The 26,068-nt window shown below is 69.3% G+C and carries 24 protein-coding genes and 1 riboswitch; of the genes, 8 read left to right on the top strand and 16 right to left on the bottom strand.

Annotated elements, in window-relative coordinates; genetic code table 11:
- Positions 1 to 76: 76 nt before the first annotated feature.
- From kdpA to ABZ552_RS04595, 3 genes are read right to left on the bottom strand one after another with little or no spacing between them, the layout of a single operon-like run.
- A complete protein-coding gene (kdpA, locus tag ABZ552_RS04605; protein ID WP_357435618.1) occupies positions 77 to 1,747 on the bottom strand; it encodes a potassium-transporting ATPase subunit KdpA in 1,671 nt (556 codons plus the stop codon).
- Positions 1,748 to 1,834 (bottom strand): K(+)-transporting ATPase subunit F, encoded by an 87-nt coding sequence (gene kdpF, locus ABZ552_RS04600; RefSeq protein ID WP_357436005.1) that lies wholly within the window; start codon positions 1,832 to 1,834, stop codon positions 1,748 to 1,750.
- Positions 1,831 to 1,932, bottom strand: coding sequence for a potassium-transporting ATPase (locus tag ABZ552_RS04595; RefSeq protein ID WP_195083923.1), 102 nt, complete (start codon positions 1,930 to 1,932; stop codon positions 1,831 to 1,833). Before ABZ552_RS04595 ends, kdpF begins: the two co-directional genes overlap by 4 nt.
- Positions 1,933 to 2,402: 470 nt before the next feature.
- Between ABZ552_RS04595 and ABZ552_RS04590 the strand changes: the two genes are divergently transcribed.
- From ABZ552_RS04590 to ABZ552_RS04560, 7 genes are all read left to right on the top strand, one after another.
- Positions 2,403 to 4,949, top strand: a complete 2,547-nt coding sequence (locus ABZ552_RS04590) for a sensor histidine kinase KdpD (protein ID WP_357435615.1) — start codon at positions 2,403 to 2,405, stop codon at positions 4,947 to 4,949.
- Positions 4,950 to 4,977: 28 nt separating this feature from the next.
- Positions 4,978 to 5,685 (top strand): response regulator, encoded by a 708-nt coding sequence (locus ABZ552_RS04585; protein WP_281878481.1) that lies wholly within the window; start codon positions 4,978 to 4,980, stop codon positions 5,683 to 5,685.
- A gap of 101 nt (positions 5,686 to 5,786) precedes the next feature.
- Positions 5,787 to 6,248 carry an OsmC family protein gene (locus tag ABZ552_RS04580; RefSeq protein ID WP_281878480.1) on the top strand — a complete coding sequence of 154 codons (462 nt, stop codon included), beginning with the start codon at positions 5,787 to 5,789 and terminating at the stop codon, positions 6,246 to 6,248.
- Positions 6,248 to 6,526, top strand: a complete 279-nt coding sequence (locus tag ABZ552_RS04575; RefSeq protein ID WP_357435613.1) for an acylphosphatase — start codon at positions 6,248 to 6,250, stop codon at positions 6,524 to 6,526. Before ABZ552_RS04580 ends, ABZ552_RS04575 begins: the two co-directional genes overlap by 1 nt.
- 31 nt (positions 6,527 to 6,557) lie before the next feature.
- On the top strand, positions 6,558 to 7,376 hold the full coding sequence (locus tag ABZ552_RS04570; RefSeq protein ID WP_281917677.1) for a hypothetical protein: 819 nt from the start codon (positions 6,558 to 6,560) through the stop codon (positions 7,374 to 7,376).
- A complete protein-coding gene (locus tag ABZ552_RS04565) occupies positions 7,377 to 8,540 on the top strand; it encodes a glutathionylspermidine synthase family protein (protein ID WP_281878478.1) in 1,164 nt (387 codons plus the stop codon).
- A 64-nt stretch (positions 8,541 to 8,604) separates the two neighbouring features.
- Positions 8,605 to 9,060, top strand: a complete 456-nt coding sequence (locus tag ABZ552_RS04560; protein ID WP_281878477.1) for a DUF350 domain-containing protein — start codon at positions 8,605 to 8,607, stop codon at positions 9,058 to 9,060.
- Between the two features lie 339 nt (positions 9,061 to 9,399).
- On the opposite strand, the gene ABZ552_RS04555 is transcribed toward ABZ552_RS04560, so the two are convergent.
- From ABZ552_RS04555 to ABZ552_RS04510, 10 genes are all read right to left on the bottom strand, one after another.
- Positions 9,400 to 11,511: a glycogen debranching N-terminal domain-containing protein gene (locus ABZ552_RS04555; protein WP_281880818.1), complete on the bottom strand. Its 2,112-nt coding sequence runs from the start codon at positions 11,509 to 11,511 to the stop codon at positions 9,400 to 9,402.
- 20 nt (positions 11,512 to 11,531) lie between these two features.
- Positions 11,532 to 12,725: a glycosyltransferase family 4 protein gene (locus ABZ552_RS04550; protein ID WP_281919524.1), complete on the bottom strand. Its 1,194-nt coding sequence runs from the start codon at positions 12,723 to 12,725 to the stop codon at positions 11,532 to 11,534.
- Positions 12,726 to 13,464: 739 nt separating this feature from the next.
- Positions 13,465 to 14,991 carry a substrate-binding domain-containing protein gene (locus tag ABZ552_RS04545; protein ID WP_281917676.1) on the bottom strand — a complete coding sequence of 509 codons (1,527 nt, stop codon included), beginning with the start codon at positions 14,989 to 14,991 and terminating at the stop codon, positions 13,465 to 13,467.
- Between the two features lie 103 nt (positions 14,992 to 15,094).
- The gene (locus ABZ552_RS04540) at positions 15,095 to 16,132 is read right to left on the bottom strand and encodes a PHP domain-containing protein (RefSeq protein WP_357435610.1); all 1,038 of its coding nucleotides are present in this window, start codon (positions 16,130 to 16,132) and stop codon (positions 15,095 to 15,097) included.
- A 27-nt stretch (positions 16,133 to 16,159) separates the two neighbouring features.
- Positions 16,160 to 16,741: a dihydrofolate reductase family protein gene (locus ABZ552_RS04535; RefSeq protein ID WP_281878473.1), complete on the bottom strand. Its 582-nt coding sequence runs from the start codon at positions 16,739 to 16,741 to the stop codon at positions 16,160 to 16,162.
- A gap of 64 nt (positions 16,742 to 16,805) precedes the next feature.
- Positions 16,806 to 17,666, bottom strand: coding sequence for a bifunctional DNA-formamidopyrimidine glycosylase/DNA-(apurinic or apyrimidinic site) lyase (gene mutM / locus ABZ552_RS04530; protein ID WP_357435608.1), 861 nt, complete (start codon positions 17,664 to 17,666; stop codon positions 16,806 to 16,808).
- A 1-nt stretch (position 17,667) separates the two neighbouring features.
- Complete coding sequence (gene rnc, locus ABZ552_RS04525) at positions 17,668 to 18,381, bottom strand: ribonuclease III (protein WP_281878470.1); 714 nt, start codon at positions 18,379 to 18,381, stop codon at positions 17,668 to 17,670.
- 22 nt (positions 18,382 to 18,403) lie between these two features.
- Positions 18,404 to 18,586: a 50S ribosomal protein L32 gene (gene rpmF / locus ABZ552_RS04520; protein WP_014987105.1), complete on the bottom strand. Its 183-nt coding sequence runs from the start codon at positions 18,584 to 18,586 to the stop codon at positions 18,404 to 18,406.
- A 52-nt stretch (positions 18,587 to 18,638) separates the two neighbouring features.
- Positions 18,639 to 19,268, bottom strand: a complete 630-nt coding sequence (locus tag ABZ552_RS04515; RefSeq protein ID WP_357436002.1) for a DUF177 domain-containing protein — start codon at positions 19,266 to 19,268, stop codon at positions 18,639 to 18,641.
- A 97-nt stretch (positions 19,269 to 19,365) separates the two neighbouring features.
- Positions 19,366 to 20,112 (bottom strand): DivIVA domain-containing protein, encoded by a 747-nt coding sequence (locus ABZ552_RS04510; RefSeq protein WP_159838893.1) that lies wholly within the window; start codon positions 20,110 to 20,112, stop codon positions 19,366 to 19,368.
- 381 nt (positions 20,113 to 20,493) lie between these two features.
- Between ABZ552_RS04510 and ABZ552_RS04505 the strand changes: the two genes are divergently transcribed.
- Positions 20,494 to 21,012 (top strand): GtrA family protein, encoded by a 519-nt coding sequence (locus tag ABZ552_RS04505; RefSeq protein WP_281878467.1) that lies wholly within the window; start codon positions 20,494 to 20,496, stop codon positions 21,010 to 21,012.
- A 28-nt stretch (positions 21,013 to 21,040) separates the two neighbouring features.
- On the opposite strand, the gene coaD is transcribed toward ABZ552_RS04505, so the two are convergent.
- From coaD to ABZ552_RS04490, 3 genes are read right to left on the bottom strand one after another with little or no spacing between them, the layout of a single operon-like run.
- A complete protein-coding gene (coaD, locus tag ABZ552_RS04500; protein WP_159838696.1) occupies positions 21,041 to 21,526 on the bottom strand; it encodes a pantetheine-phosphate adenylyltransferase in 486 nt (161 codons plus the stop codon).
- A 52-nt stretch (positions 21,527 to 21,578) separates the two neighbouring features.
- The gene (gene rsmD / locus ABZ552_RS04495; protein ID WP_281917674.1) at positions 21,579 to 22,142 is read right to left on the bottom strand and encodes a 16S rRNA (guanine(966)-N(2))-methyltransferase RsmD; all 564 of its coding nucleotides are present in this window, start codon (positions 22,140 to 22,142) and stop codon (positions 21,579 to 21,581) included.
- On the bottom strand, positions 22,139 to 25,543 hold the full coding sequence (locus tag ABZ552_RS04490) for a pyruvate carboxylase (protein WP_357435604.1): 3,405 nt from the start codon (positions 25,541 to 25,543) through the stop codon (positions 22,139 to 22,141). Before ABZ552_RS04490 ends, rsmD begins: the two co-directional genes overlap by 4 nt.
- A gap of 285 nt (positions 25,544 to 25,828) precedes the next feature.
- A riboswitch (cobalamin riboswitch) is annotated at positions 25,829 to 26,016 on the top strand.
- Positions 26,017 to 26,068 lie beyond the last annotated feature (52 nt).

Raw genomic sequence — 26,068 nt, 5'->3', positions numbered from 1 at the left:
GACACTCTTGGCCCGCCGCCGCCGATCGGACTCGGCCCGCGCCGCGACCAGGTCATCGATTGCGGAACTGGACATGTCAGTGGATTCCTTCGGCGAGCGGCCCGAGCGCCAGCGCGGGCAGGAAGGTGAGCGCGACCAGGATCACCGTCACGCCGACGACCATGCCGACGAACTGCGGCCGGTGTGTCGGCAGCGTGCCGATCGACGCGGGAGTGGTGCCCTGCCGAGCCAGCGAACCGGCCAGGGCGAGCACGAAGATAATCGGCAGGAAACGGCCGAACAGCATGGCCAGGCCCAGCGCGGTGTTGTACCACTCGGTGTTGCCGGTCAGTCCCGCGAAGGCGGAGCCGTTGTTGTTGGCGGCCGAGGTGAAGGCGTACAGCACCTCCGACAGACCGTGCGGCCCCGAATTCAGCATGCTCGCGCGCCGGCCTGGCATCGCCATGGCCGCGGCGGTGCCGACCAGCACGATCAGCGGGCTGATCAGGAAATACGACGCGGCCAGCTTGATCTCGCGCGGTGTGATCTTCTTGCCGAGGTACTCCGGCGTGCGGCCGACCATCAACCCGGCGACGAACACCGTGATCACCGCCAGGATCAGCATGCCGTACAGCCCCGATCCGGTGCCGCCGGGCGCGACTTCGCCCAGCTGCATGTTGAACATCGTCATCAGGCCGCCGAGGCTGGTGTAGGAGTCGTGGAACGAGTCGACGGCGCCTGTCGAGGTCAGCGTGGTCGAGGCGGCGAAAGTCGCCGAATTCGACACGCCGAAACGCTGTTCCACGCCTTCCATCGATGCGCCGATCGCGGTCGGCACCGTGCCGTGGTGCTGGAGCTGGAACAGGTTCGTCAGCGTGACGCTGATCAGTGCGATCGTCCCCATCACCGCGACGATCGCGTAGCCCTGCCTGCGGCTGCCCACCATCCGGCCGAAGGTGCGCGGCAGCGAGAAGCTGATCACCAGCAGCAAGAAGATCTCCACCCAGTTGGTCCAGGTGGCCGGGTTCTCGAACGGGTGCGACGAGTTGGCGTTGTAGAAGCCCCCGCCGTTGGTACCGAGTTCCTTGATCACCTCTTGGCTGGCGACCGGGCCGCCGGTGATGGTCTGCCGCGTCCCGCTCAGCGTCCGCGCCGCTTGGTCGTGCAAGTGGAAATTCTGGATCACACCGCCCACCACCAGCACGAGCGCGAAGACGAAGGCGATCGGCAGCAGGATGCGCAGCGTGCCGCGCACCAGGTCCACCCAGAAGTTGCCGAGATCGCCGGTGTGCCTGCGAGCGAACCCGCGTACCAGCGCCACGGCCACCGCCATGCCCACCGCCGCCGAGACGAAGTTCTGCACCGCGAGCCCGGCCATCTGCACCAGGTGGCCCTGGGTGGATTCACCGGAGTAGTTCTGCCAGTTGGTGTTGGTGACGAAACTGACCGCGGTGTTCCAGGCCAGCGCGGGCGTCATCTCGGTGCCCGGATCGTTCAGGTGCAGGGGTAACCGGCCCTGTACGAGCTGGAAGAAGAACAGGAAGAGAATGCCGACCGCCGAGAAGGCCAGCACGCTGCGCGCGTACGCGGGCCAAGGCTGCTCGACTTCGGGGTGCGCTCCGATCGCGCGGTAGACGAGACGTTCGACGCGCGAATGCTCGCGTCCGTCGTAGACCCGGTACATGTAGTCGCCCAGCGGCACGTGCACCAGCGCGAGCGCAAGGATCAGAGAGGCCACGAAGACGATCCCCGCGGTTGTCGTGCTCACTCAGAACCTCTCGGGAAACAGCAGCGCCGCGACCAGATAGACCGCTGAGCCGACGGCGAGAACCAGACCGACCAGATTCGCGGTCACAACTTCTCCACCCCGCGCTGGATCAACCCCAGCAGCGCGAACGCCGCCACGGTGAGCGCGGTGAACACCACGACCGACATAACTCGACCAACCTCCATCCGCGCGCCGGGCTTCGGCGCGACAGAGCGAGTGAAGCGCGCCTATGGCGCGTCCCGTCGGTTCCTGACGACTTCTTGACGCCTCGATACTCGGCATTTGCGGTTCGTTGACGGTCACGCGCCGCCCGCAAGGATGGCGTCAAGGAACACGGACGGACCGTCAACACCCCGTAAATATCGAGGTCCGGCCGTCTGGCGACGGTAGTAAGTGGAGAGCAGGCCGGGCGGGATGATTCCAGCGCGACCGGTGCCGTCCAGCCGGGAGGGAAGAGAGGATCACAATGTCGGCAATGATCGTCGTCGTCGCATTCGTCTGCTGCGCGCTGGTCATCCGCGCGTTCGGGGTTCGCGAACAGGCACCGCGGCCGATACCGGTCGTGATCGAGGCGGATGATGCGCGGCGGTGACACGGAGTCGGTGACGATCGAGGGGTGCTCGGCCCGAGCAGCGCGACGCGCGATGATGAAGGCGTGAAACGCGGGCAGCTGCGTATCTACCTCGGCGCCGCGCCGGGAGTCGGCAAGACCTACGCCATGCTCGGCGAGGCGCACCGGCGGCTGGAGCGCGGTCGCGACGTGGTGGCCGCGGTGGTCGAAACGCACGGCAGGGAGAAGACCGCGAAACTGCTCGAGGGCATCGAGCGCGTACCCCCGAAAATGATCGACTATCGCGGCGGCAGGTTCCCGGAACTCGACGTCGAGGCGGTGCTGCGGCGCGCGCCCGCGGTGGTGCTGGTCGACGAGCTGGCGCACACCAACACGCCCGGCAGCAAGCACGAGAAGCGCTGGCAGGACGTGGCGGAGCTGCTCGACGCGGGTATCGACGTGATCTCCACGGTCAACGTGCAGCATCTGGAGAGCCTCAACGACGTCGTCGAGCAGATCACCGGCATCCAGCAGCGCGAGACCGTGCCCGACGCGGTGGTGCGCGGGGCGGACCAGGTGGAATTGGTCGACATCACCCCGGAAGCGTTGCGGCGCAGGCTTTCCCACGGCAACGTGTACGCCGCCGAGAAGATCGACGCGGCGCTGCGGAACTATTTCCGCGCGGGAAACCTCACGGCCCTGCGCGAGCTGGCGCTGCTGTGGCTGGCCGACCAGGTCGACGCCGCGCTGGCCAGGTACCGGGCCGACCACGCGATCACCGAATTGTGGGAGGCGCGCGAACGCGTCGTGGTGGCGGTGACCGGCGGCCCCGAATCGGAGACGATCGTGCGGCGCGCGAGCCGGATCGCCACCAAATCCAGCGCCGATCTGGTGGTCGTGCACGTGGTGCGCGGCGACGGCCTGGCCGGGGTCTCCACCGAGCGGCTGGCGCGGTTGCGCGAGCTGGCGGCGAGCCTGAACGCTTCGCTGCACACCGTCACCGGGGCGGACGTGCCCACCGCGCTGCTCGACTTCGCCCGCGAGGCGAACGCCACCCAGCTCGTACTCGGCACCTCACGGCGCTCGCGCTGGGCGCGGGTCTTCGACGAGGGCATCGGCGCCACGGTGGTGCAGCGCTCCGGCAAGATCGACGTGCACATGGTGACGCACGAGGAGGCCCACCGCGGATTCCGGTACGCCGCTGTGCATCCGCGCCGCCCCGTGGCGGCCTGGCTCGCCGCCGTTCTGGTACCGGCCCTGGTCTGCGCGATCAGCGCCGCCTACCTCGACGACGTGCTGGATCTCGGCGGGATCAGCGCCGTGTTCGTGGTCGGCGTAGTGGCGGTGGCGCTGCTCGGCGGCGTCGTGCCCGCGTCGTTCTCGGCGCTGCTGTCGGGCCTGTTGCTGAACTGGTTCTTCGCGCCGCCGCGCTACAGCCTCACCATCGCCGAGCCGAACAGCTTCATCACCGTGGTGGTGCTGCTCATCGTCGCCGTCGCGGTGGCGGCGCTGGTCGATCTGGCCGCGAAGCGAACCGCTCAGGCGCGCAAGGCGTCCCGGCAGGCCGAGCTGCTGACCATGTTCTCCGGCGCGATCCTGCACGGCGCGGATCTGCCCCGGCTGCTCGAACAGATCAGGGAGGTCTTCGCACAGCGCGCGGTCGGCTTGGTAGCGGGCGACCGAGTGCTCGCCGAGGTGGGCACAGACCCGCCGCGCCAGCCCTCCGACGCCGACACCGTGGTGGAAGCGGGCGACGCCCACCACTGGCTGCTGTTGTCCGGCCGCCCGCTGGCGGCGGCGGACCGCCCGGTGCTCAACGCGGTCACCAACCAGGCCGTCGCGCTGGTGCGGCAGGCGCGCCTGGCCGAGGAGGCCGGCGCCGCCGCGGCCCTGCTGGAGGCCGACCGGCTGCGGCGGGCGTTGCTCTCGGCGGTCAGCCACGACCTGCGCACCCCGCTGGCCGGGGCGAAAGCGGCGGTGTCCAGCCTGCGCAGCGACGACATCGAGTTCTCCCCGGAGGACACCGCCGAACTACTGGAGACGATCGAGGAATCGGTGGATCAACTCACCGCGCTGGTCGGCAATCTGCTCGACTCCTCCCGGCTCGCGGTCGGCGTGGTCACCCCGCAGGTGCGGCGGGTCTACCTGGACGAGGCGGTGCACCGCGCACTGGTGAGCGTCGGGATGGGCGCGCGGGGGCTGCGGCGCGCGGCGGTGGACCGGGTCCGGGTGGAGGTGGGCGACGTCTCGGTGCGCGCCGACAGCGGCCTGCTGGAACGCGTGCTGGCGAACCTCGTCGACAACGCGTTGCGGCACGCGCCCCGCGCGGGCACGGTCCGGATCACCGCGGAACGCGCGGGCGACCGGGTGGCGATCGCCGTCGTCGACACCGGCCCCGGTGTCCCGCACGGCACCGAGGAACAGCTGTTCGAACCCTTCCAACGCCTGGGCGACCGCGACAACACCACCGGCGTCGGGCTCGGCCTGTCGGTGGTGCGCGGGTTCGTCGAAGCGATGGGCGGCACGGTGCATGCCGAGCCGACCCCGGGGGGAGGATTGACCATGCTGGTCGACTTGCCCGGCGGCGAGCCGCCGGAAGCCGACGGCGCGGGCGGGGCCGTGGCGCACGAGACGACGAACGCGGGTGAGTGAGGTGTCCGTGACGACACAGGAGGCTGCGGTGGTTCCGAAGACGTCCGAGGCGGTGGCGACGAAGGTGCTCGTGGTCGACGACGAACCGCAGATCGTGCGCGCGTTGCGGATCAATCTGTCCGTCCGCGGCTACGAGGTGATCACAGCCGCGACCGGCGGGGCGGCCCTGCGCGCGGCCGCCGACCGGCACCCGGACGTCGTGATTCTCGACCTCGGCCTGCCCGACATGGACGGCATCGAGGTGCTCGCCGGATTGCGCGGCTGGACCTCCGCGCCGGTGATCGTGCTGTCGGCGCGGACCGATTCCGCCGACAAGGTGGAAGCGCTGGACGCGGGCGCCGACGACTACGTCACCAAGCCCTTCGGCATGGACGAGCTGCTGGCCCGGCTGCGCGCCGCGGTCCGGCGCGGCGCCACCGATCCCGACGCCTCGGCGCCGGTCGTGACCACCGACTCGTTCACCGTCGACCTGGCCGCCAAGAAGGTCACCAAGCGCGGCGAGACCGTGCACCTGACCCCCACCGAGTGGGGCATGCTCGAGATGCTGGTGCGCAACCGAGGCAAGCTGGTCGGGCGGCGTGAGCTGCTGCGCGAGGTATGGGGCCCCTCCTACGCCACCGAGACCCACTACCTGCGGGTCTATCTGGCGCAATTGCGCCGCAAACTGGAGGACGATCCGTCGCGCCCCAAGCACCTGCTCACCGAGGCGGGCATGGGTTACCGGTTCCAGGAGTAGTAATCCCGGCCACGGGCCGCCGACCGCGCGGAATGGCGCGACCTGGCGCGGCGTTGCCAGGCGCGCGAGTTGATTGCGACGACAATGGCAGGATCGAACCCATGGCTGAACAGACCGCTACACCCGCCACCGCGGCGCCGAGCGCGCCGGAACCGACCACCTTGTGGGTCGAGCGCACCGGTACCAGGGCCTACACCGGGCGCAGCTCCCGCGGCGCCGAAGTCCTGATCGGTTCGCAGGGCGTTCCCGGTGTGTTCACCCCCGGCGAGCTGCTGAAGATCGCGCTGGCCGCCTGCTCCGGCCTGAGCGCGGACTTCCCGCTGTCGCGCAAACTCGGCGACAACTTCGACGCGACCATCCGCGTCTCCGGCGACGCCGACCGGGAGAACGAGGTGTACCCGCACCTGGAGGAAGTGTTCGAGCTCGACCTCAGCGAACTCGACGACGAGGCCCGCGAACGGTTGCTGGTCACCGTGCAGCGCGCGATCGACAAGGTCTGCACGGTGGGACGAACGCTGAAGGCGGGATCGAAGGTAACGCTGTCGTTCGACGTCGAGGCCTGATGGACGAGGCCGTTCGGTTGAGCGCCTGGGTGCACGGCCTGGTCCAAGGTGTGGGTTTCCGCTGGTGGACCCGGTCGCGGGCGCTGGAACTCGGCCTGGTCGGGCACGCCACCAATGCCAGGGACGGCCGCGTGCACGTGGTCGCCGAGGGGCCGCGAGCCGCGTGCGAGCGGTTGCTCGCCTACTTGCGATCCGGCGATACACCTGGTCAGGTGAGGTTGGTTGTGGAAAGCTGGGAGCCCGCGCGGGGTGATTTGACCGGTTTCGAGGAGCGGTAGTGGTGGTTCGGGCGACGAGGGGGGCGCAGCGGTGAGCACGCGGAATCCGGGTGAGCACGAGCGCCGGGACGAGCCCGGGCGGCCGTCCGGGCCGCAGCGCCCGAGCGAGGACGAGCAGCCCGCCACTGCGGCCACGCCCGCGTCCGGCGACGAACAGGATCGGTCGACGCCCGTCTCCCGGGCCACCGAACGGCCAGGTCCCGGTGACGCCGAGCAGCCCGGCAACGACTGGTCCACGGGGGCTTCGGTGCCGTCGCCCGGAGAGGCGAGCGGCCCGGGCGGCGAACGTCCGGCAGGCTCCGTTCCGCCGCGGCCCGGCAGTATTCAGCGCCAGGAAGCAGGCGTCACGCAGCCCCGTCCGCCCACCGTGGCCGAGGCGCGAGCGAGGGAGAAGGCCCGCAAGCGCGCCGAGGAGGAACAGCGCGCGGCCGCCTGGGCCGAGGAAGCCAAGAAGCGCACCCGCAAGCGAGTCATGATCGGCGGTGTCGCCATCGTCGGCGTCGCTGCGCTGGTCGGCGGCGGCTATCTGGCCTATCGCGCGCTGGCCGCGCCGGACCGGGTGACGGCGCAGTGCGTGCGAACCGAGAACGGCCAGGAGATCGTGGTCGACGACTCGTACTGCGGCGACGGCCGTCCCGGCTTCATCAGCGACACCGGCGTCAACCCGGGCTTGATCATCCTCGGCGGTGGCCCGCAGTACCGCTACTACTACGGCGGTACGGGCACCATAGGCAAACCGCCGACGGGCGGCACCACGATCAAACCGAAAGGCGCCGAGATCAAGACCAAGAGCGGCACCACGATCCAGCGCGGCGGCCTGGGCAGCAAGAGCACCGGCGGAGGGTCGTAGATGCGACGCGTGCGGGATACGCCCCGGGCGGGCTGGCAGCAGACCATCGAAAGCCAGGGTCTGGTCTACGGGTCCCCGGGCCGGGACGCGAGCGGCCAGCCGCGCCCGTACTGGGACGAGTCGGTGCACTACGAGTTCGAGATGTCGGAGATCCTCGCGTTGGAGGCCGACGTCGAACTCCTGCATTCGATGTGCCTGAACGCGGTGGAGCACATCGTGCTCACCGAGCGGTACGCCGATTTCGGCCTGCCCGAGTGGAGCTGGGGCCCGATCGCGGAATCCTGGCGGCGCTCCGACCCGTACGTGTACGGGCGCTTCGACCTGCGCTACGACGCGCGGCGTCCGGCGAAACTGCTGGAGTACAACGCGGACACGCCCACCTCGCTGCTGGAGGCGGCGATCGTGCAGTGGCACTGGCTGACCGACCGCTACCCGGGCGGCGACCAGTGGAACTCGTTGCACGAGAAGCTGGTCGAGCGGTGGGGTGAGCTGCGCGACGTGCTGCCCACCGCGCAACTGCACTTCAGCTGGTCGGGCGCGGACGCCACCGGCGAGGACAACGTCACCACCGCCTACATGCAGGAGACCGCGGCCGAGGCCGGGTTCGACACCGTGGCGCTGCCGATCGAGGAAATCGGATTCGATTCGGAGCTGGAACGTTTCGTGGATCTGGCGGAGGCCCCGATCGAGGCGATTTTCAAGCTCTACCCATGGGAGTGGGTGCTCGACGACGAGTTCGGCAAGCGCGTCGTGGACAGCCTGCCGGAGACCATGTGGATCGAACCGCTGTGGAAGACGCTGCTGAGCAACAAGGCGATCCTGGCGGTGCTGTGGGAAATGTACCCTGGCCACCCGAATCTGCTGCCCGCCTACCTCGACTCGCCGCACGAGCTCACCGAGTACATCCGCAAACCGAAGCTGGGACGCGAAGGCGCCAACATGACAATCGTCGGCGCCGGTCTGGAAACCGCGACCGGCGGTGTCTACGGCGAGGAAGGCTACGTGTACCAGCTGCTCGACCCGCTACCGGAATTCGACGACATGCGCCCGGTGCTCGGCGCGTGGATCGTCGGCGACGCCGCGGCGGGCCTCGGCATCCGCGAGACCGCGGGACTGATCACCGACGACGGCTCAGCCTTCGTCCCGCACCGCATCACCGATTGAGCATCGCCACCGTCGAACACGAATCCGTCTCGGCCGTACGCCAACCCGTCTCGGAAGGATCAAGATGACCGCAGTCGCCCTGGAATCGGGGTACTGGAGTTCGCTGGGCGAGGGTGTGGGAGCGATCATCCTCTACGCCCTCGTCGGCTTGGTACTCATGCTCGTCGGCTTCTACGCCATCGACCTGACCACGCCGGGCAAGTTGCGCAAGCTGGTGGTGACGGGCAAGCCGAACGCCATCATCGTCACCGCGGCGGGCATGATCAGCATGGCGTTCATCGTCGTGCTCGCCATCTTCGCCGTCGGCGGCGGTGGCAAGCTGTCCGAGGGTCTGATCGCCGCGCTGGTGTTCGGCCTGGTCGGCATTGTCGCCCAGGTCATCTCGGTGCGCGTCATCGAGCGTGCGCTCGGCATCGATATCGGCGCCGCGCTGCACGCCGACACCTACACCACCGAGGTGCTCGTGGTGGCGGCCGCGCATTTCGCGCTCGGGCTGGTCGTCGCCTTCGCGATTCTGTAACCGGAACCTCGACGGGCGGGAAGTGCGCTACTCGTCGCCGCGGTGCCGTCGGGTCAGTGCTCGTCCCCGTGGTCGAGACAATACGCGGCCGCAGCGAGGTACTGGCGGCACTCGGGGCCGTGACCGGCGTGCACGCTGCGGATGAACAATGCGCGATCCATGTCGAGATCTGTCGACGGCTCCGCGGAACAGTCCCGGTATCGGGCCCGCCACAGGTCTTGCGTATCCAGTGATGTCTGCATCGTGCACCTCCCGTGCTGCGGATCAGTGCGAGAAGGGCTTGCCAATATCCTTACGCCGGAGGCATACCCGCTCGTGCCTCGCGGCAACCGGTGCGCCTCATCTGGTCACCAGCCGCCAGTCGTCGGGCAGGCGCGCCGCGGTGATCTGCGCGCCCTCGGCCTCCAGGTCGACAGTGGTCGCGCCGAGCCGCAATGCGCGCAGCGAGACCTTCCCCCACCGCGCCGGCAGCTGCGGCCGGACGCTGAGCGTCCGGGTCGGCGCGTCGGGGTCGAGTCCGAGGAAGGCGCGCACCAGCAGCAGCGGCGCCGCGCTCGCCCACGCCTGCGGCGAACAGGAGGTCGGGTACGGCACCGGCGTGGCGAATCGCGACCGGGGAAAGCCGCAGAACAACTCCGGCAGGCGCCCGTCGAACACCGCCGCCGCGTCCAGCAGACCGGTGGCCAGCCGCGTCGCCAGCTCGACCGCGCCGGGCACGTGCCGGTAGCGCAGCAGGCCCGCCACCGCGATCGCCGTGTCGTGCGGCCACACCGAGCCGCAGTGATAGCTCATCGGGTTGTAGGCGCCCATGTTCGACGCCAAAGTGCGCAGTCCGAAGCCGGAGTCCATCTCCGGACCGGCCAGGCGCGCCACGACTTCCGCCGCGTGCTCGTCGGTGGCGATGCCCGACCAGAGGCAATGCGCGACGTTGCTGGTCAGCGCGTCGACCTGACGCTTACCGCCGTCCAGCGCCACGGCGTACCAGCCGCGGTCGGGCAGCCAGAACTGCTCGGCGAACTTGACGCGCAACTCCGCGGCGCGTTCGCGCAGCAGGCCGGCCAGCCGCGGGTCGTCGAACGCCTCGGCCAGCTCGGCCCTGGCCAGCATCGCGGCGTGCACGTAACCCTGTACCTCGCACAGCGCGATGGGCGCCTCGGCGATATGGCCGGTGGCGTCGTTGATTCCGTCGAAGCTGTCCTTCCAGCCCTGGTTGATCAGGCCGCGGTCGGTGGCGCGGCGGTACTCGACGAAGCCGTCCCCGTCCCGGTCGCCGTAGTCGGTGATCCAGCGCAGCGCGGCGTCGGCGGCGGGCAGCATCTGCCGGATCGCCTCCGGGTCGGCGCCCCAGCGATGGCATTCGGCGAGCAGCATCACGAACAGCGGTGTGGCGTCGGCGGTCCCGTAGTAGATGTTGCCGCCGAAGACCTGCCCGCCGGCCGGGCCGCGGCGCATCTCGTGCATGATGCGTCCTGGTTCCTCTTCGGTGAGCGGGTTGACGTCCTGGCCTTGCAGTTCCGCCAGCTGCTGCAACGTGCCCAGCGCCAGATCGACCTCCAGCGGCAGCGCCATCCACGCGGTGAGCAGGCTGTCGCGCCCGAACAGGGTCATGAACCACGGCGCGCCCGCGGCGACGAACGGCCGGGCATCGCCGGATTCGTCGTGCATCTGCAACGCGCCCAAATCGCTTTCGGTGCGGCGCAGCACCCGGGTGAGCGCCGGGTCGGACGCGGCGATGTCGGTGGCGGTGTCACGCCACGCCTCGATCTTTCGGCCCGGCGCGCTGACCCCGTAGTGCTCGCCCGGCGAGATCGCTTGGAAGCGCTGATTGCCCACCGTCGGCTGCGCGATGATCTCGGTCTGCCAGCATTCGCCGACCGGCACGATCACCCGCCACAGCAGCGAACCCGGGAGAACTTCCGGTTCCACGGTCGCCGAGATCGAGATCCCCCGGCTGCGGTCGGCGTGATCGTGCAGCACGAGTTCGCCGTCGGCGACCGTCACGTCGGCCCGCGCGTGCCCCGCGCGGCCCTCCTTCACCGCGAAGAGATCGACGAAGTCGGCATCCACATGCAGTTCCAGCAGCACCGCGGTAGGTTCGCGGCCCATGTTCTCCAACGTGATCAGCTCGTGCATGCCGTCGGCCACGATCCGTTCGCGCACCACCAGCAGCGTGCTGTCGGCCAGGCCCGCTTGCGGGGGCCTGCGCAACACGAACCTGGCGGCGAACGCCTCCGGACTGAGCACCGAAAGCGACTCGGCGGGCTTGCCGTTCACCAGCAACTCCCAGCGGGACAGCACGCGCGCGTCCCGGAAGAACAATCCGTGCGGCTTGCCCGGTTCGACGTCGCCGAGCCGATTGGACAGGCAGAACGTGCCGCCTTCGACCAGGGTCACCGAACCGCACCCCCCGAACCCGGTCGGCTCACCGGAGTTCAGGGGGGCGGGGCTCAACGGTGCGGAATCGGTCACGCCTATCCGCTCGCCGCGATCCGGATCGGCGCGGCGCCGGGCGCCGGGGCGTCGTCGAGCGGCGCGGCAGCAGGCGCCGCGAGGTCCACCGGCGCGGCGCCGAACCGCTTCTTGGAACGCAACACCCGGCGATACACCTGCTCGTAACCGAAGCCGAGCGTGTCGGAGCCGAAATTCGCCTGCACGTGGGCTCGGCACGCGTACGGATCGATGCCCCTGACCTCCTCGATGGCCGCGGGCAACTCGGCGGGATCCTCGCAGATGCGGCCGGTCACGCCGTCGACGATCACCTCGGACACCGCCCCGCCGCGCAGCGCGACCACCGGCGTGCCACAGACCATGGATTCGATCATCACCATGCCGAACGGTTCCTCCCAGCGGATTGGGAACAACAGGCAACGCGCATTCGCAAGCAGCTTACGCTTGGCCGCCGCGTCGGCGAGACCGAACACGTGATCGTTTTCCGTCAACAGCGGCCGCACCTTGGCCTCGAAGTAGGCCTGCTCCGGACGCTCGCTGCACTTGCCCGCCAGCACGAGCGGGATCCCGGCGGCGTGCGCGGCCTCCAGCGCGAGGTGCGGCGCCTTGCACTCGTTGAACCGGCCGAGGAACAGCGCGTAGTCGTCCTTCTCCACCCGGAACGGCCAATCGTCGACGTGCAGCGCGTTGTGCACGCGCCCGGACCAATTCAGACCCGGCGCCAGTTCGCGCTGGCGGTCGCTGATCGCCACCAGCGCCACTTCGTCGCCCAGATCTTGGTAGTAGCGGTAGATGTCGTCCTCGACCGGCCCGTGCACGGTGAGCACCGTCGGCAAGCCCATGTTCTGGAAGACGGTCGCGTTGAGCGGGCCCGCGAAGGTGTGGTCGTGCACCAGATCGATACCCGAGGTGGCCACCAGCTCCTCGATGGCGCGGCGCACCCGCAGCGCGTGCACGACCTCGGGGAACGGCTCCCCGAGCCGCTCGGGCAGCGCCCGCTCCCACACCGGCACGAACTTCGCCTTCGTCCCCGGCTCCCCCGCGCCCAGCAGCGTGACGTCGTGGCCACGGGCCACCAACGCGTCGACCAGATCGGCCACCACGGCCTCGACGCCGCCGTACGCCTTGGGCGGCACGTCGAAGTACGGCGGCACGACCATCGCGATGCGAAACGGGCCGCTGGAACGGTCTGTCGACAAGTAGTCGCACGACGGCATCTCCAGATCGGACGACGCCTGCGCGGAAATCGGCACGGAAAGCGCGCTCATGACCCTCCTTCCAGGGACAACCAAATAGCACTCACTCGCATTCACCCAGCACTCGGAGTACCGGGCGCCGAACTGAACTAAGTGGCCGCCGCGGCGGGGGTGAAGACCTAGCTGCACCGCCGTCCATGGGGCTTGGTTGGCCTGGTCACGCCGTCGGCATGAGCAGGGGGGCCGAGAGGGAGGTACCTCAGACGGGGATCTTCAAACCAAACAGTTCGGGAAAAATCGCGCCGCCCAGCGTTCGTTCGGCAACCGATGGGTAAGCCGGAGGCCCCGCCTTGTCGACCGCAGCGCGCATCACCCGTCGAGGACGACCTGCGGATCGTGGCCGGCCGGGTGGCGTCGTCACCGGCCACGACGAACCGCAGCAGGGCTTCGGCTCCGGCCCGACCGTGACGTGCCGATCGCGCCACCGCTCCATACGTCTGGCTCGAGGCCGTGCGTCAGCGGCACCAGCAGCTCGCCGGTTTCGGCGAGTCCGCGCGGGTGCCTGCCCGGGAAGCGCCGGGCGAAAGGGGTTCGCCCCCGTCGAATCATGGTGGAGCGCACCACCGAGCGATCGCGCAGCGGCGCGGCGAAGTCGTCGTGTGGACCAGGAGCGTCCGATTCAACTCGCGCAGAGGGACTTTCGTCATGCGGTCATCGTCGCCCAGCCCACCGGCACCTCGGCGCTCCCAGCGCGCGGAGTTCACTGATCCGGCAGGCAGCGGCCGGGGTCGGGCAGGTCGGCGCACGGTGCGTTGCCGTGCGCGCGCAGCACCTCTTTGCCGGTCTGATCAGTCAGGAAGTGCAGGAAACTCGCGGCCAGCGAGTCCCCGGGCAACTCCCCGTTGCTGTAGGCGTACTCGACTCCCCAGAAGGGATAGGTGCGCCGCACAGCGGCGTCGCGGCCGGGGGCCACACCGTCGATCACGAGAGTCGGCAAACCCGCGTCGACGGCCTCGGAGAACTCCGCATAGCCGATGGCGCCGGGGATCTCGGCCACCGCCTTGCGCATGTCGGCGGTCACCTGCACCTCGCAGTGCGCGGGCTCGGTGATGACCGTGCCCTTCAGCGCCGTGCAGCTCAGGTGCGAGCGATCCGGCTGGGAGCCGTCGAGCAACCTGCGCTCGAGCGTGTTCCGCGAACCCGAGCCCGGGGTGCGGTTGACCAGCACCACCGGCAGGTCCGGACCGCCCACCGCCCGCCAGTTGCCGATCTTGCCCCGGTACAGATCCTGGACCTGGGCGACGGTGAGACCGCGGACCCCGACGCCGGGATGCACGACCAGGGCGAACAGCGACAACGCGAGCGGACGGTGCACCAACGCCGGATAACCACTGCCCTTCGCGCCGTCGGTGATGGCGAGCAACCCTGCGTTGCCCCCGCCCTCTTCGGCGAGCCGGTCCAATCCGCGCTCGGTGCCTTCGAAGCCGAAGGCGAAATCCGCCTCGGTGCAACGCTTCCGGTACTGCCGGGCGGCTTCCTCGAGCACCGGTCCGAACGCCGACGACCCGACCACGGTCAGTTTTCCCGAGGCGCAGTTCAGTGGCGTCGGCGACGGCTCCAGCGCGGCCACCACCAGCTGGACGACGATCACCAGCACCAAGAACACGGTGAGCGCGACCATCATCAGGGGAATCCCGGTGCGGCTGCGAGTCTCGGTGATCCGCCCGCCTTTGATGCCGCCCCGCAGCACCGGTTGCGGATATTCGCCGACGCCTTCGGAACGCTGCAGGATCGCCAGGATCTTGTAATGATCGCCGGGACCGAGCGGCACCTTCGGCAGATCGATCACGCCGATGTGCCCGCCGGTGTCCTCGCGCACCGCGATGCCGGAGTCGGCGTCGAGGTTGTCGGCCAGCGCCGGATCGCTGAGTTCGTTCACCGCCATCCCGATCACCCTGCGCTGCGGAAAGCGCAGGTGTAAGCCGATCCGCGCGGCGTCCGGCGCCTTGTAGTCATGGGTATCGATCGTCGTGACGCCACTGTTCTCGATGCGCACCAGCACGACCGAGATGTCCTTCAGGTCCGGACTGGCCCCGTCGGACGACGGGCGCAGCTGCGGCAGCACTCCGGGGAACACCGACTCGATCTCACCGGTGACCGGGGTGTCCATCTGTACCCGATAGCCGAGTCGCCTACGGCCTGCGAAGACGAACTCCCACAGGAACGCCCCGACGGGCACGGCGATACCGATGAGCGCGAGTACGATTTCGAGCGGAAAGTCGCCCACCAGTTGATCCCACCCCCAGCAATCCGTGTAGCCCTCATTCTCGGCGGCAATTCAGTTCCGACACAGGCAATGTCGGAGTATTCGACAATAGTTGACCCCGCGGTCACCCTTGCGCGCGAGTCCAGGCGAGGAGATCCGCCAGCGGCCAGGTGTTGATCACCCGTTCCGCCGCGACACCGTTCGCGACCGCGCGCTCACAGCCGTAACCCTGCCAGTCGAGCTGGCCGGGTGCGTGCGCGTCGGTGTCGATCGAGAAGTGACAGCCCATCTCGGCCGCGAGTCGCAGCAAGCGCGAAGGAGGGTCGAGTCGTTCGGGCCTGCTGTTGATCTCCACGGCGGTGCCGTAGGTGCGGCATGCCTCGAACACCACCTCGGCGTCGAACGTCGACTCCGGCCGGGTGCCGCGTCCACCCGCGACCAGCCGCCCGGTGCAGTGGCCGAGCACGTCGACGTTGGGGTCGGCGACCGCGTACGCCATCCGTTTGGTCATGGTGGCGCTGTCGTCGCGCAGGTGCGAATGCACGCTCGCCACGACGATGTCCAGCCGGGCAAGCAGATCCGCCTGCTGGTCGAGGGCGCCGTCGTCGAGAATGTCCACTTCGATGCCGGTGAGGATGCGGAACGGCGCCATCCGCTCGTTGAGCTCGGCCACTACGTCCAGCTGCTTGCGCAGCCGGTCGGCGGACAATCCGTTGGCCACGGTCAGGCGCGGCGAATGATCGGTCAGGGCGCAGTATTCGTGCCCGAGCGCGGCCGCCACCCGCATCATCTCCTCGATCGGGCTGCCGCCGTCGGACCAATTCGAGTGCGTGTGCAGATCGCCGCGCAGTCGCTCCCGCAACGGCTTGCCCGGGGCTCCGATCGGCTGCGCGGCCGCGCGCAACTCGGCCAGGTAGCGCGGCACCTCACCCGCGTACGCCTGTTCGATGACGGCGGCGGTCTTGGGTCCGATGCCCGCGAGCTCGGTCCAGCTGCGGGCCGCCCGGCGCGCCTCGCGCTCGTCGGCGGTCAATCCCGCCACGACGTCGGCGGCGCGCCGGTACGCCTTCACCCGATGGGTTTCCGCCCGGGAGCGCTCGAGCCAGAAGCCGATCTCCCGCAACGCCGCCTCCGGACCGGGCGCCGCGGCCTGGTCCGGCATGCCACTCGGTTGCTGGTCCGGCACGCGCTACGGCACCCGGCTGTATTTGACGAACGCCACCCCGTCCTCGAACACCGTGCTGGTGATCACCCGGAACTTGGCCGGTTCCGGCAGCCGCGACCCGGCGCCGAACAGCGCTCGGCCGCGGCCGAGCACGATCGGGTAGAGCTTGAGGAAGATCTGGTCGATCTCCGGCAGCAGCACCTGCGCCAGTTCGCCACCACCGCACAGCCAGATGCCCAATCCGCTCTCCCGCTTGAGCGCACGGACCCTCTCGACCGGGTTCTCCGAGATCAGCTCGACGGCCGGATCCGGGCTCTCGGGCAGCGTGGTCGAGACCACGAACTGCCGCAGGTGCGCGTACGGAGTCGATGTGCCGGTGCGGACGCCGAAGTCGTGCGTCTTGCGTCCCATCAGCACCGTGTCGAAGTAGCGATTGCGTTCCTCCAACCCGATCGCCTCGCGCACCTTGGTCGGCAGCGTCTCGGGATACTGCGCGTTGATAGACGGACCGTGATCGCCGCCGACGGGGAAGAAATCGACCGAGCCGTCCTCGGTGGCGATGAATCCGTCAATGGTCGACGCGACGTAATAGGTGAGCTTGCGCATGCTTCCCTTCCTCACGGTCGGCTGACATTCCGAACCGCCCTGAGGAAACGGTAGCTCGCCCGCGCTACCGACGACGAGGCTTCGGCTGGCAGCGCGGGCAGGAGTAGGACGAGCGGTTCATGAACCGCTCCCGGATGATCGGCGCACCACACCGGCGACACGGTTCGTGCTCCCGACCGTATACGGCGAGCGAGCGTTCGAAGTAGCCCGACTGGCCGTTGACGTTCACATAGAGCGCGTCGAACGAGGTACCGCCCGCCGCGAGCGCTTCGCCCATCACCGCGCCGACTTCGGCCAGCAACCTGCGCACCGCGGACCGCGACAGCCCCGAGGCGAGCCGGCCGCCGTGGATCTTCGCACGCCACAGCGCCTCGTCGGCGTAGATGTTGCCGATCCCGGAGACGACGCCTTGATCGAGCAGGACGCGTTTGATCTCACTCTGTTTGCCCCGGATGGCGGCGACCACGGACTCGACGTCGAAACGTGGGTCCAGCGGGTCGCGGGCGATGTGCGCGACGGGCTGCGGCACCAGGGTGCCGTCCACCTCGACCAGCGGGGCGAGCGCCCAGCCGCCGAAGGTGCGCTGGTCGACGAAGCGCAGCTGGGTGCCGTCGCCGAAGGTGGCGCGGATATGCGCGTGCTTCTCCAACGGCGCGTCCATGGGCTGGACCAGCATCTGACCGCTCATGCCGAGATGCACGACCAGGGCCACTTCCGGGTCGTCGAAGGTCAGCCAGAGGAATTTGCCGCGCCGCTCGGCCGACTCGACCTCGAGGCCGGTCAGCCGGGCGGCGAGATCGGCGGCGCCTTCGAGATGGCGGCGCACCGAGCGGGGATGGGTGATCGCCACCGATTCGACGACCCGGCCGACCGCGTGTTCGGCGAGCCCGCGTCGCACGACCTCGACCTCGGGTAGTTCGGGCACGTCAGGTTTCGGCGGTCAGCGCCTCGTAGGCGGCCCCTGCGGCCTTCTGCTCGGCTTCCTTCTTCGACCGGCCTACACCTTGCCCGTAGGCTCGTCCGCCGACCACCGTGGTGGCGGTGAATTCCTTGTCGTGGTCCGGCCCCGTCGAGGTGATCTCGTAGCTGGGCACGCCGAGACCACGCTCGGCGGTGAGTTCCTGCAGGCTCGTCTTCCAGTCCAGGCCCGCGCCCATGCGCGGTCCACGCTCGAGCAGCTCCGCGAACAGCCGCAACACCACGGAGCGAGCCACTTCGATGCCGTGCTGCAGATGCACGGCGCCCAGCAGCGACTCCATGCCGTCGGCGAGGATGCTCTCCTTGTCCCGGCCGCCGGTGAGTTCCTCACCTTTGCCGAGCAGCAGGTGCACACCGAGGCCGCCTTCGCCGAGCCCGCGGGCCACTTCCGCGAGGGCGCGCATGTTCACCACGCTCGCGCGCAGTTTGGCCAGCTCACCCTCGCTCTTCGAGGGATGTTCGTGATACAGCCGTTCGGTGATGCTCAGCCCGAGCACGGAGTCGCCGAGGAACTCGAGACGCTCGTTCGTCGGCAGACCGCCGTTCTCGTACGCGTACGAGCGATGGGTCAGCGCGAGACGCAACAGGTCCGGCTGCACATCGACGCCCAACGCGGCGAGCAGGCTCGCGTGTTCACCGGACGAGTCGGGTTCGTCGGTCACGTTGCTACGACAGGTCGAACGATCAGACCGCGGCGGTGACCTGGCGGCCCTTGTAGGTGCCGCAGGACGGGCACGCGATGTGCGGGAGAGTCTTCTCGCCGCACGCGCGGTTCGGGCAGGTGATCAGGGTCGGCGCGGTGGCCTTCCACTGGCTGCGCCGCGACCTGGTGTTGGAACGGGACATCCGGCGCTTGGGAACGGCCACGACTACTTCTCCTCTGTCTGATTGCTCTGCCGGTTCGGCTGATCGGTCTTGCTCAATGGTCTCGGTCGGCCGCACCCTCGTCGGGGCTGCCGGTGCCGGGCGATCCGGAGGCGAATTTAGCCAGTCCGGCCCAGCGAGGGTCAAGTATCTCATGCCGGTGGTCGGATCCCGCAATCGCCATCCGTACGCCGCATTCCGGGCACAATCCCGCGCAATCGGGCGTGCACAGCGGCTGCAGCGGCAGCTCCAGGCCGACGGCGTCGATCACCACGGGCTCCAGATCGATGAGGTCGTCGACCATGCGGTAGACCTCGTCGTCCTCGGTGGTCTGCTCCGTGGTGCTGTGCGGGTAGGCGAACAACTCGGTCACTTGCAAGGTGATCTCGTCGCCGAACGGCTCGAGGCAGCGCGAGCACTCGCCTTCGACCGGCGCGGACACCGTCCCGGTGACCAGCACACCCTCGGACACCGCCTGCAACTGCAGGTCGAGTTCCACCTGCGCGCCCACGGGAACGGCGATCAGATCCAGGCCGATCCGCTGCTCGGTGGTGACGGTGCGGCGCAGCTCGCGCATGGTCCCCGGCCTGCGACCGAGGCTGCGGGTGTCCAGCACGAAACCACCGTCCGGCGGCCGGCGCTTGGCCGACTGCGGACGCGACGCGGAACCGGAACCGGCGGGCATCACGAACTCACTCACGATCGAGGGATACGGGCAACCACTCAACAATACGCGATCATGTGGGACGGACCCAAACCCGCCCCCACTCCGTTCGACGCCGCTACCTGCGGAATTCGCCGGCGTAGTCGGGTGCGCCCGCCCCGCTGCGCAGCTGATGCCGCCCCCGTCCGACCGTGCGCAGCGTGCTGGTCAGCGTCTCCTCGAAATCGGCCAGCCTGGAGTCGACGTAGTGGTCGCATTCCTCGCGCAGGCGATCGGCTTCGGCATGCGCGGCGTCGATCACCCTGGCCGATTCGGCGTGCGCGGCGCGGACCACCTCGGTCTGCGTGACCAGCCGCTCCTGCTCGGCGAGCCCTTCGGCGACGGAACGGTCGTAGGCGGCCTTGCCCGCCTCGATCATCCGCTCGGACTCGACGCGCGCCCGTCCGGTCACCGCCTCGTATTCGGCATTCCCGTCGGCCACCACGCGGTCGGCTTCCTCCTGAGCGGAGGCGACGAGACGATCGGCGTGCGCGCTCGCCTCGGCGACCATGCGGTCGGCATGCGCCTTGGCGTCGGCCAGGATGCGGTCGGCTTCCTCGCGCGCGGAGCCGATGGTGCGCTCGGCCTGCTCGTTCGCGCCGGTCACGGCGGTCTCGGCCGCGGTCCTGGCATCGGAGACGATCTTGTCGCGATGGTCGAGCACGTCCTGGGCGTCGTCGAGTTCGCCGGGCAGCGCGTCGCGGACGTCGTCGAGTAGCTCGAGCACGTCGCCGCGCGGCACGATGCAGCTGCGGGTCGGCGGGATGCCGCGGGCCTCTTCGACAATGGCGACCAGTTCGTCGAGCGCTTCGAATACGCGATACATGCTCACTACCCTCCTGCGGACTCACGGCGAAACTTTCCGCCGAGCCCCAGTGTGCCCGTCGTCACCGCTCGTGCCGAGTCACTTTCCGGTGTGTCGGGCCAGTGTCTCGCACGCCACAGAAATCAAGTGGAGACCGCCTCTCCGCTTCGTGTTACATTCTTCTGGAAGGTCGACCAAGATCTTCACCCCTACCGCGGTCCCCGGATCGCGGACCAGGAAGCCGGAGGTACGGGCAACCTGCCGTCGAATGTTGACAGGTTCCGACGCGTCAGCGATCGCTGAACATGCGCGAGGAACGGAACCTGCCAAGAGTCGACGGGGAAGCGGGCGATCACCATCGCCGTTGTCTCTGCCGATGGCCTGTGTTCGATCGGAAAGACGATGACTGTTCTGGAACTACCCCGACCGGGTGGAGGGAGCGCCACCAGCTTCTTCGTGCCGTGGGTGGGCCCATACCCCGTGTTGCCGACGACCTCGGTCGCGACCAGGTTCGGACAGCTCACCCGCTATCTGCGCGGCGATCGCGCGTTCGCGCAGCTGATCCGTTTCGCGCTGGTGGGCGGGTCCAGCAACATCGCCTACGTCCTGCTGTTCTTCGCCATGCACGGCGTCGGGCCGCTGGTCGCCAACGTCGTCGGCTCCATCGTCAGCACGATGATCGCCAACGAACTGCACCGTCAGCTCACCTTCCACGCCGCGGCACGGGTCGGCTGGTTCACCGCCCAGTGGGAAGGCGGTGGGCTCGCGCTCGTCGGCCTCGGCGTCACGACCGCGGCGCTGGCCGCGCTCGGCCTCTGGGCTCCCGGCCTCGGAGACACCGCGCAGGCCGCCGCCATCCTGGCGATCACCGCCGCGGTCGGCGGCATGCGCTTCCTCGCCCTGCGCGGGCTGGTCTTCTAGGGCTCCCCCGCCGCTGGCGGGTTCTCCGTCAGTTCTTGCGCTCGGCCAGACGGTCGACGAGGCGCTTGTGCACCGAGGGGGGCAGCATGTCGGTGACGTCGCCGCCGTACGCGGCGACCTCCTTGACCAGTGAGCTGGACAGGAAGCTGAAGGACGGGTTGGTGGCGATGAAGAACGTGTCCACCCCGGAGAGCTTCTTGTTCATCTGCGCCATCTGCAGTTCGTAGCCGAAGTCGCCCGCGTCGCGCAGACCCTTCACGATCGCGGTGATGCCCTGCTCGCGGGCGAAATCCACCGTCAGGCCCTGCCACGACTCCACCCGCACGTTGCCCAGGTGCGCGGTCGACTCGCGCAGCATCTCCATGCGCTCCTCGACGGTGAACATGCCCTGCTTCTTCGGATTGATCATGACGGTGATGACGACCTCGTCGAACTGGGCCGCGGCCCGGGTGAAGACGTCGAGGTGTCCGTAGGTCACGGGGTCGAACGATCCGGGGCACAGTGCTCCTGCCATGAGGCGACGCTAGCAGGACTCACCCGGCCGGGCGCGAGTGGCCGGTCCGCGTCTAGGCGTCCGGCTCGTACTCCGCCAGATCGATGCGGGTTTCGCCGTATCGGCGCGGCTTGGCCGGGACGAAGCCTGCGGGCCAAGCCGTTTCGGGCGAGCGCGCCGAACGCTCCAGCACGACGAACGCACCGGGGCGCAGCCAGCCGTGCTCGGTCAGCGACCGCAGGTCGGCGAGCACCGCGGCGTTGTCCAGCGCATAGGGCGGGTCGGAGAACACCACGTCGAAAACGCCCGCCCCGCCCAGTTGCAGCACACCGGCCACGGTCGCGACGCGCAATTCCGCGCCGGGCAGCCCCAGCTCGGCGATATTGCCGCGGACCACCGCCGCCGCCTTGCGGTCGGACTCGACCAGCAGCGCGTGCTGCGCACCGCGTGACAACGCTTCCAGCCCGAGCGCGCCGGAACCCGCGTACAGGTCCAGCACCCGCGTGCCCGCGAAGTCCAGCCGAGCGTCCAACGCGCTGAACAGCGCCTCCCGCACCCGGTCGGAGGTCGGCCTGGTGCCCGCGGGCGGCACCCGGAGGCGCCGCCCGCCCGCCGTTCCGGCGACGATCCGCGTCATCCGGCGGACGACTCCCGGACCGTCAGCTCGATGAGCAGGTCGCCGCCTTCGACCTGTTGCACGGCGCCGATGGCGACGCGGCCGACGGTGCCCGCCCGCGGCGCGGTGATCGCGGCTTCCATCTTCATCGCCTCGATGGTGCCGATGGTGTCGCCCGCCGCGACCGAATCGCCTTCGGCCACCGCGAGAGTGACGACACCGGCGAACGGCGCCGCGACGTGGCCGGGGTTGGCTTTGTCGGCTTTCTCCGCGGCCGGGACCTCGCTGGCGATCGACCGGTCGCGCACCGACACCGGCCGCAGCTGCCCGTTGAGGATGCACATCACCGTGCGCATGCCGCGCTCGTCTGGTTCCGAAATGGCTTCCAAGCCGATGAGCAGGGTGACGCCCTTCTCCAGCTGCACCCGGTGTTCCTCGCCGCGGCGCAGACCGTAGAAGAACTGGTTGGCCGACAACCCGGAGGTGTCGCCGTACTTCTCGCGGTGGGCGAGGAATTCGGCGGTCGGGCCGGGGAACAGCAGCCGGTTCAACGTAGCCCGCCGCTCCGCGGAGCTACCCGCCAGGCCTTTCTCGTCGGCGGGCGTCAACGGTGTCTCGGGCTTGGCCGCGCCGCGCCCGGCCAGCGCCTTGCTGCGGAACGGTTCGGGCCAGCCGCCGGCAGGGGTGCCGAGTTCGCCGCGCAGGAACCCGATCACCGAATCCGGGATGTCGTAGCGGCCGGGATCGGCGGCGAAGTCCTCCACCTCGACACCGGTGCCGACCAGCGCCAGCGCCAGGTCGCCGACGACCTTCGAGGACGGCGTGACCTTCACCAGACGCCCGAGCAGCCGGTCGGCGGCGGCGTACTTCGCCTCCACCTCCTCGAACCGGTCGCCCAACCCGAGCGCGATCGCCTGCTGGCGCAGGTTCGACAACTGACCGCCGGGGATCTCGTGGGTGTAGACGCGGCCGGTGGGCGCGGGCAGCCCGGACTCGAACGGCGCGTAGACCTTCCGCAACGCCTCCCAGTACGGCTCCAGGTCGCACACGGCCTGCAGGTTCAACCCGGTGTCGTATTCACTGTGGGCGGCCGCGGCGACGATCGCAGAGAGCGCGGGCTGGCTGGTGGTCCCGGCCATCGCGGCGCTCGCGCCGTCGACGGCGTCGGCGCCCGCCTGCCAGGCGGCCAGATAGGTGGCCAGCTGCCCGCCCGGGGTGTCGTGGGTGTGCACGTGCACCGGCAGATCGAAATTGCTGCGCAACGCGGTGACCAGCGTGGTCGCGGCCGGGGCGCGCAGCAGGCCGGCCATGTCCTTGATCGCCAGCACGTGCGCGCCCGCGTCGACGATCTGCTCGGCCAGCTTCAGGTAGTAGTCCAGGGTGTAGAGCGACTCGTCCGGATTCGACAGATCCCCGGTGTAGCTGATCGCGACCTCCGCGATCGCGGTCCCGGTCTCGCGGACCGCGTCGATGGCCGGGCGCATCTGGTCGACGTTGTTGAGCGCGTCGAAGATCCGGAAGATGTCGATGCCCGTCGCGGTCGCCTCGGAGACGAACGCGCGGGTCACCGCCTCCGGATACGGGGTGTAACCGACGGTGTTGCGGCCGCGCAGCAGCATCTGCAGGCAGATGTTCGGGATCGCCTCCCGCAACGCCGCCAGCCGCTCCCACGGGTCCTCGTACAGGAACCGCAACCCCACGTCGTAGGTCGCGCCGCCCCAGCACTCCACCGACAGCAGCTCCGGCGTCAACCGCGCCACATGCCCCGCCACCCCGAGCAGGCCGTTGGTACGCACGCGGGTGGCCAGCAGCGACTGGTGCGCGTCACGGAAGGTGGTGTCGGTGACGCCGACCGCCTTCTGCTCACGCAACGCCCGCGCGAAACCTTCCGGACCCAGCCGCAGCAGCCGCTGCCGGGAGCCGTCCGGCGGCGGCACGCTCGGATCGATCGCGGGCAGCTTGTCGTGCGGGTACACCGTGGTCGGGCGCTCACCGTGCGGCTTGTTCACGGTGACGTCGGCCAGGTAGTCGAGGATCTTGGTGCCGCGGTCGGCGGACTGCCGCAAGGTCAGCAGCTGCGGGCGCTCGTCGATGAACGAGGTGGTGACCCGGCCCGCCTTGAAGTCGGGATCGTCCAGCACCGCCAGCAGGAAGGGTATGTTGGTGGCCACGCCGCGGATCCGGAACTCGGCCAGCGCCCGGCTCGCCCGCGCCACCGCCGCACCGAAGTCGCGGCCCCGGCAGGTGAGCTTGACCAGCATGGAGTCGAAGTAGGCCCCGATCTCGGCGCCCAGGTTGGCCCCGCCGTCCAGGCGGATGCCCGCGCCGCCGGGCGTGCGGTAGGCGGTGATCCGGCCGGTGTCCGGACGGAACCCGTTGGCCGGGTCCTCGGTGGTGATCCGGCACTGCAACGCCGCACCCCGGATGGTCACGGCCTCCTGGCTCAGACCCAGCTGCTCGAGCGTTTCCCCGGCGGCGATGCGCAGCTGCGACTGCACCAGGTCGACGTCGGTGATCTCCTCGGTCACCGTGTGTTCCACCTGGATGCGCGGGTTCATCTCGATGAAGACGTGGTTGCCGCGCTCGTCCAGCAGGAACTCCACGGTGCCCGCGCACGAGTAGCCGATCTGCCGGGCGAAGGCCACCGCGTCGGCGCAGATCCGGTCGCGCAGTGCGGGGTCCAGATTCGGCGCGGGCGCCAGCTCGATCACCTTCTGGTGCCTGCGCTGCACCGAGCAGTCCCGCTCGAACAGATGCATCACATTGCCGTGCTGGTCGGCCAGGATCTGCACCTCGATGTGACGGGGATTCACCACCGCCTGCTCCAGGAACACCGTCGGGTCGCCGAACGCCGACTCCGCCTCCCGGGAAGCCGCCTCGATCGACTCGCGCAACTGCTCGGGTGCGGCGACCCTGCGCATCCCGCGCCCGCCGCCACCCGCGACGGCCTTGACGAAGATCGGGTATTCCAGCTCGTTCGCCGCGGCCAGCAGCTGCTCCACGTCCGACGACGGTGCGCTCGAACGCAACACCGGCAGGCCGGCCGCCTTGGCCGCGTCGATGGCGCGCGCCTTGTTACCCGCCAGTTCGAGCACTTCGGCCGACGGGCCGATGAAGGTGATGCCCTCCCGGGCACACGCCGCCGCCAGATCCGGGTTCTCCGACAGGAATCCGTACCCGGGGTAGATGGCGTCGGCGCCCGCGGACTTGGCCGCCTCGATGATCGCCTCGATCGACAGATACGCCCGCACCGGATGGCCGGGCTCGCCGATCTGATACGACTCCGCCGCCTTCAACCGATGGACCGAATTGCGGTCCTCGTACGGGAACACGGCGACCGTCCCGATGCCGAGTTCGTAAGCCGCGCGGAAGGCTCGGATGGCGATCTCGCCACGGTTGGCAACCAAGACTTTCGAGAACATTGACCTAAGGTACCCGGCTGCGTGAACCGCACCGACATGGAATCCCCCTTCGCGAACTTTTCACAAAGCCGACTAGCACCGTTGCGAAGTTGCGTTCATCGTGCCGACACAAATGCGGCGCGTCGGCAACCGATGCGACGCCGGGCGACCGGGTCCGGTTCGACGCGCTCGTCCCGTCTCGTCCTATGCTGAGGAGGCAGCTGGTTCACCGCAGCGCGACGAGATGGAGCCCCGACGTCGCGCCACGGAGTCGAGCCCGTCCGTGCGGCGACGTCACGGCGGGTGAGAGGGAACCCGGTGAGAATCCGGGACTGTCCCGCAGCGGTATGCAGGAACGACCGCCGTCACCAGGCACTGAGTTCACCGGGCCGGAAGGCTCCGCGACTCGGGAAGCGACGGCCAGTAGGTCGGCCATCGGGAGCACTCCGGCGTACGCCGGCCCGCACGGCCGGTGCCCGCGAGTCCGAAGACCTGCCAGCCGTGCCGGGTACGCCGTACCCGGCGGCCACCGCCTCGTGGATTGGG

This window comes from Nocardia sp. NPDC019219 (assembly GCF_040632645.1).
Classification (GTDB): Bacteria; Actinomycetota; Actinomycetes; order Mycobacteriales; family Mycobacteriaceae; genus Nocardia; species Nocardia sputorum.
The sequence above is the reverse complement of the archived record's forward strand: the minus strand, read 5'-3'. Positions and strand labels throughout refer to the sequence as shown.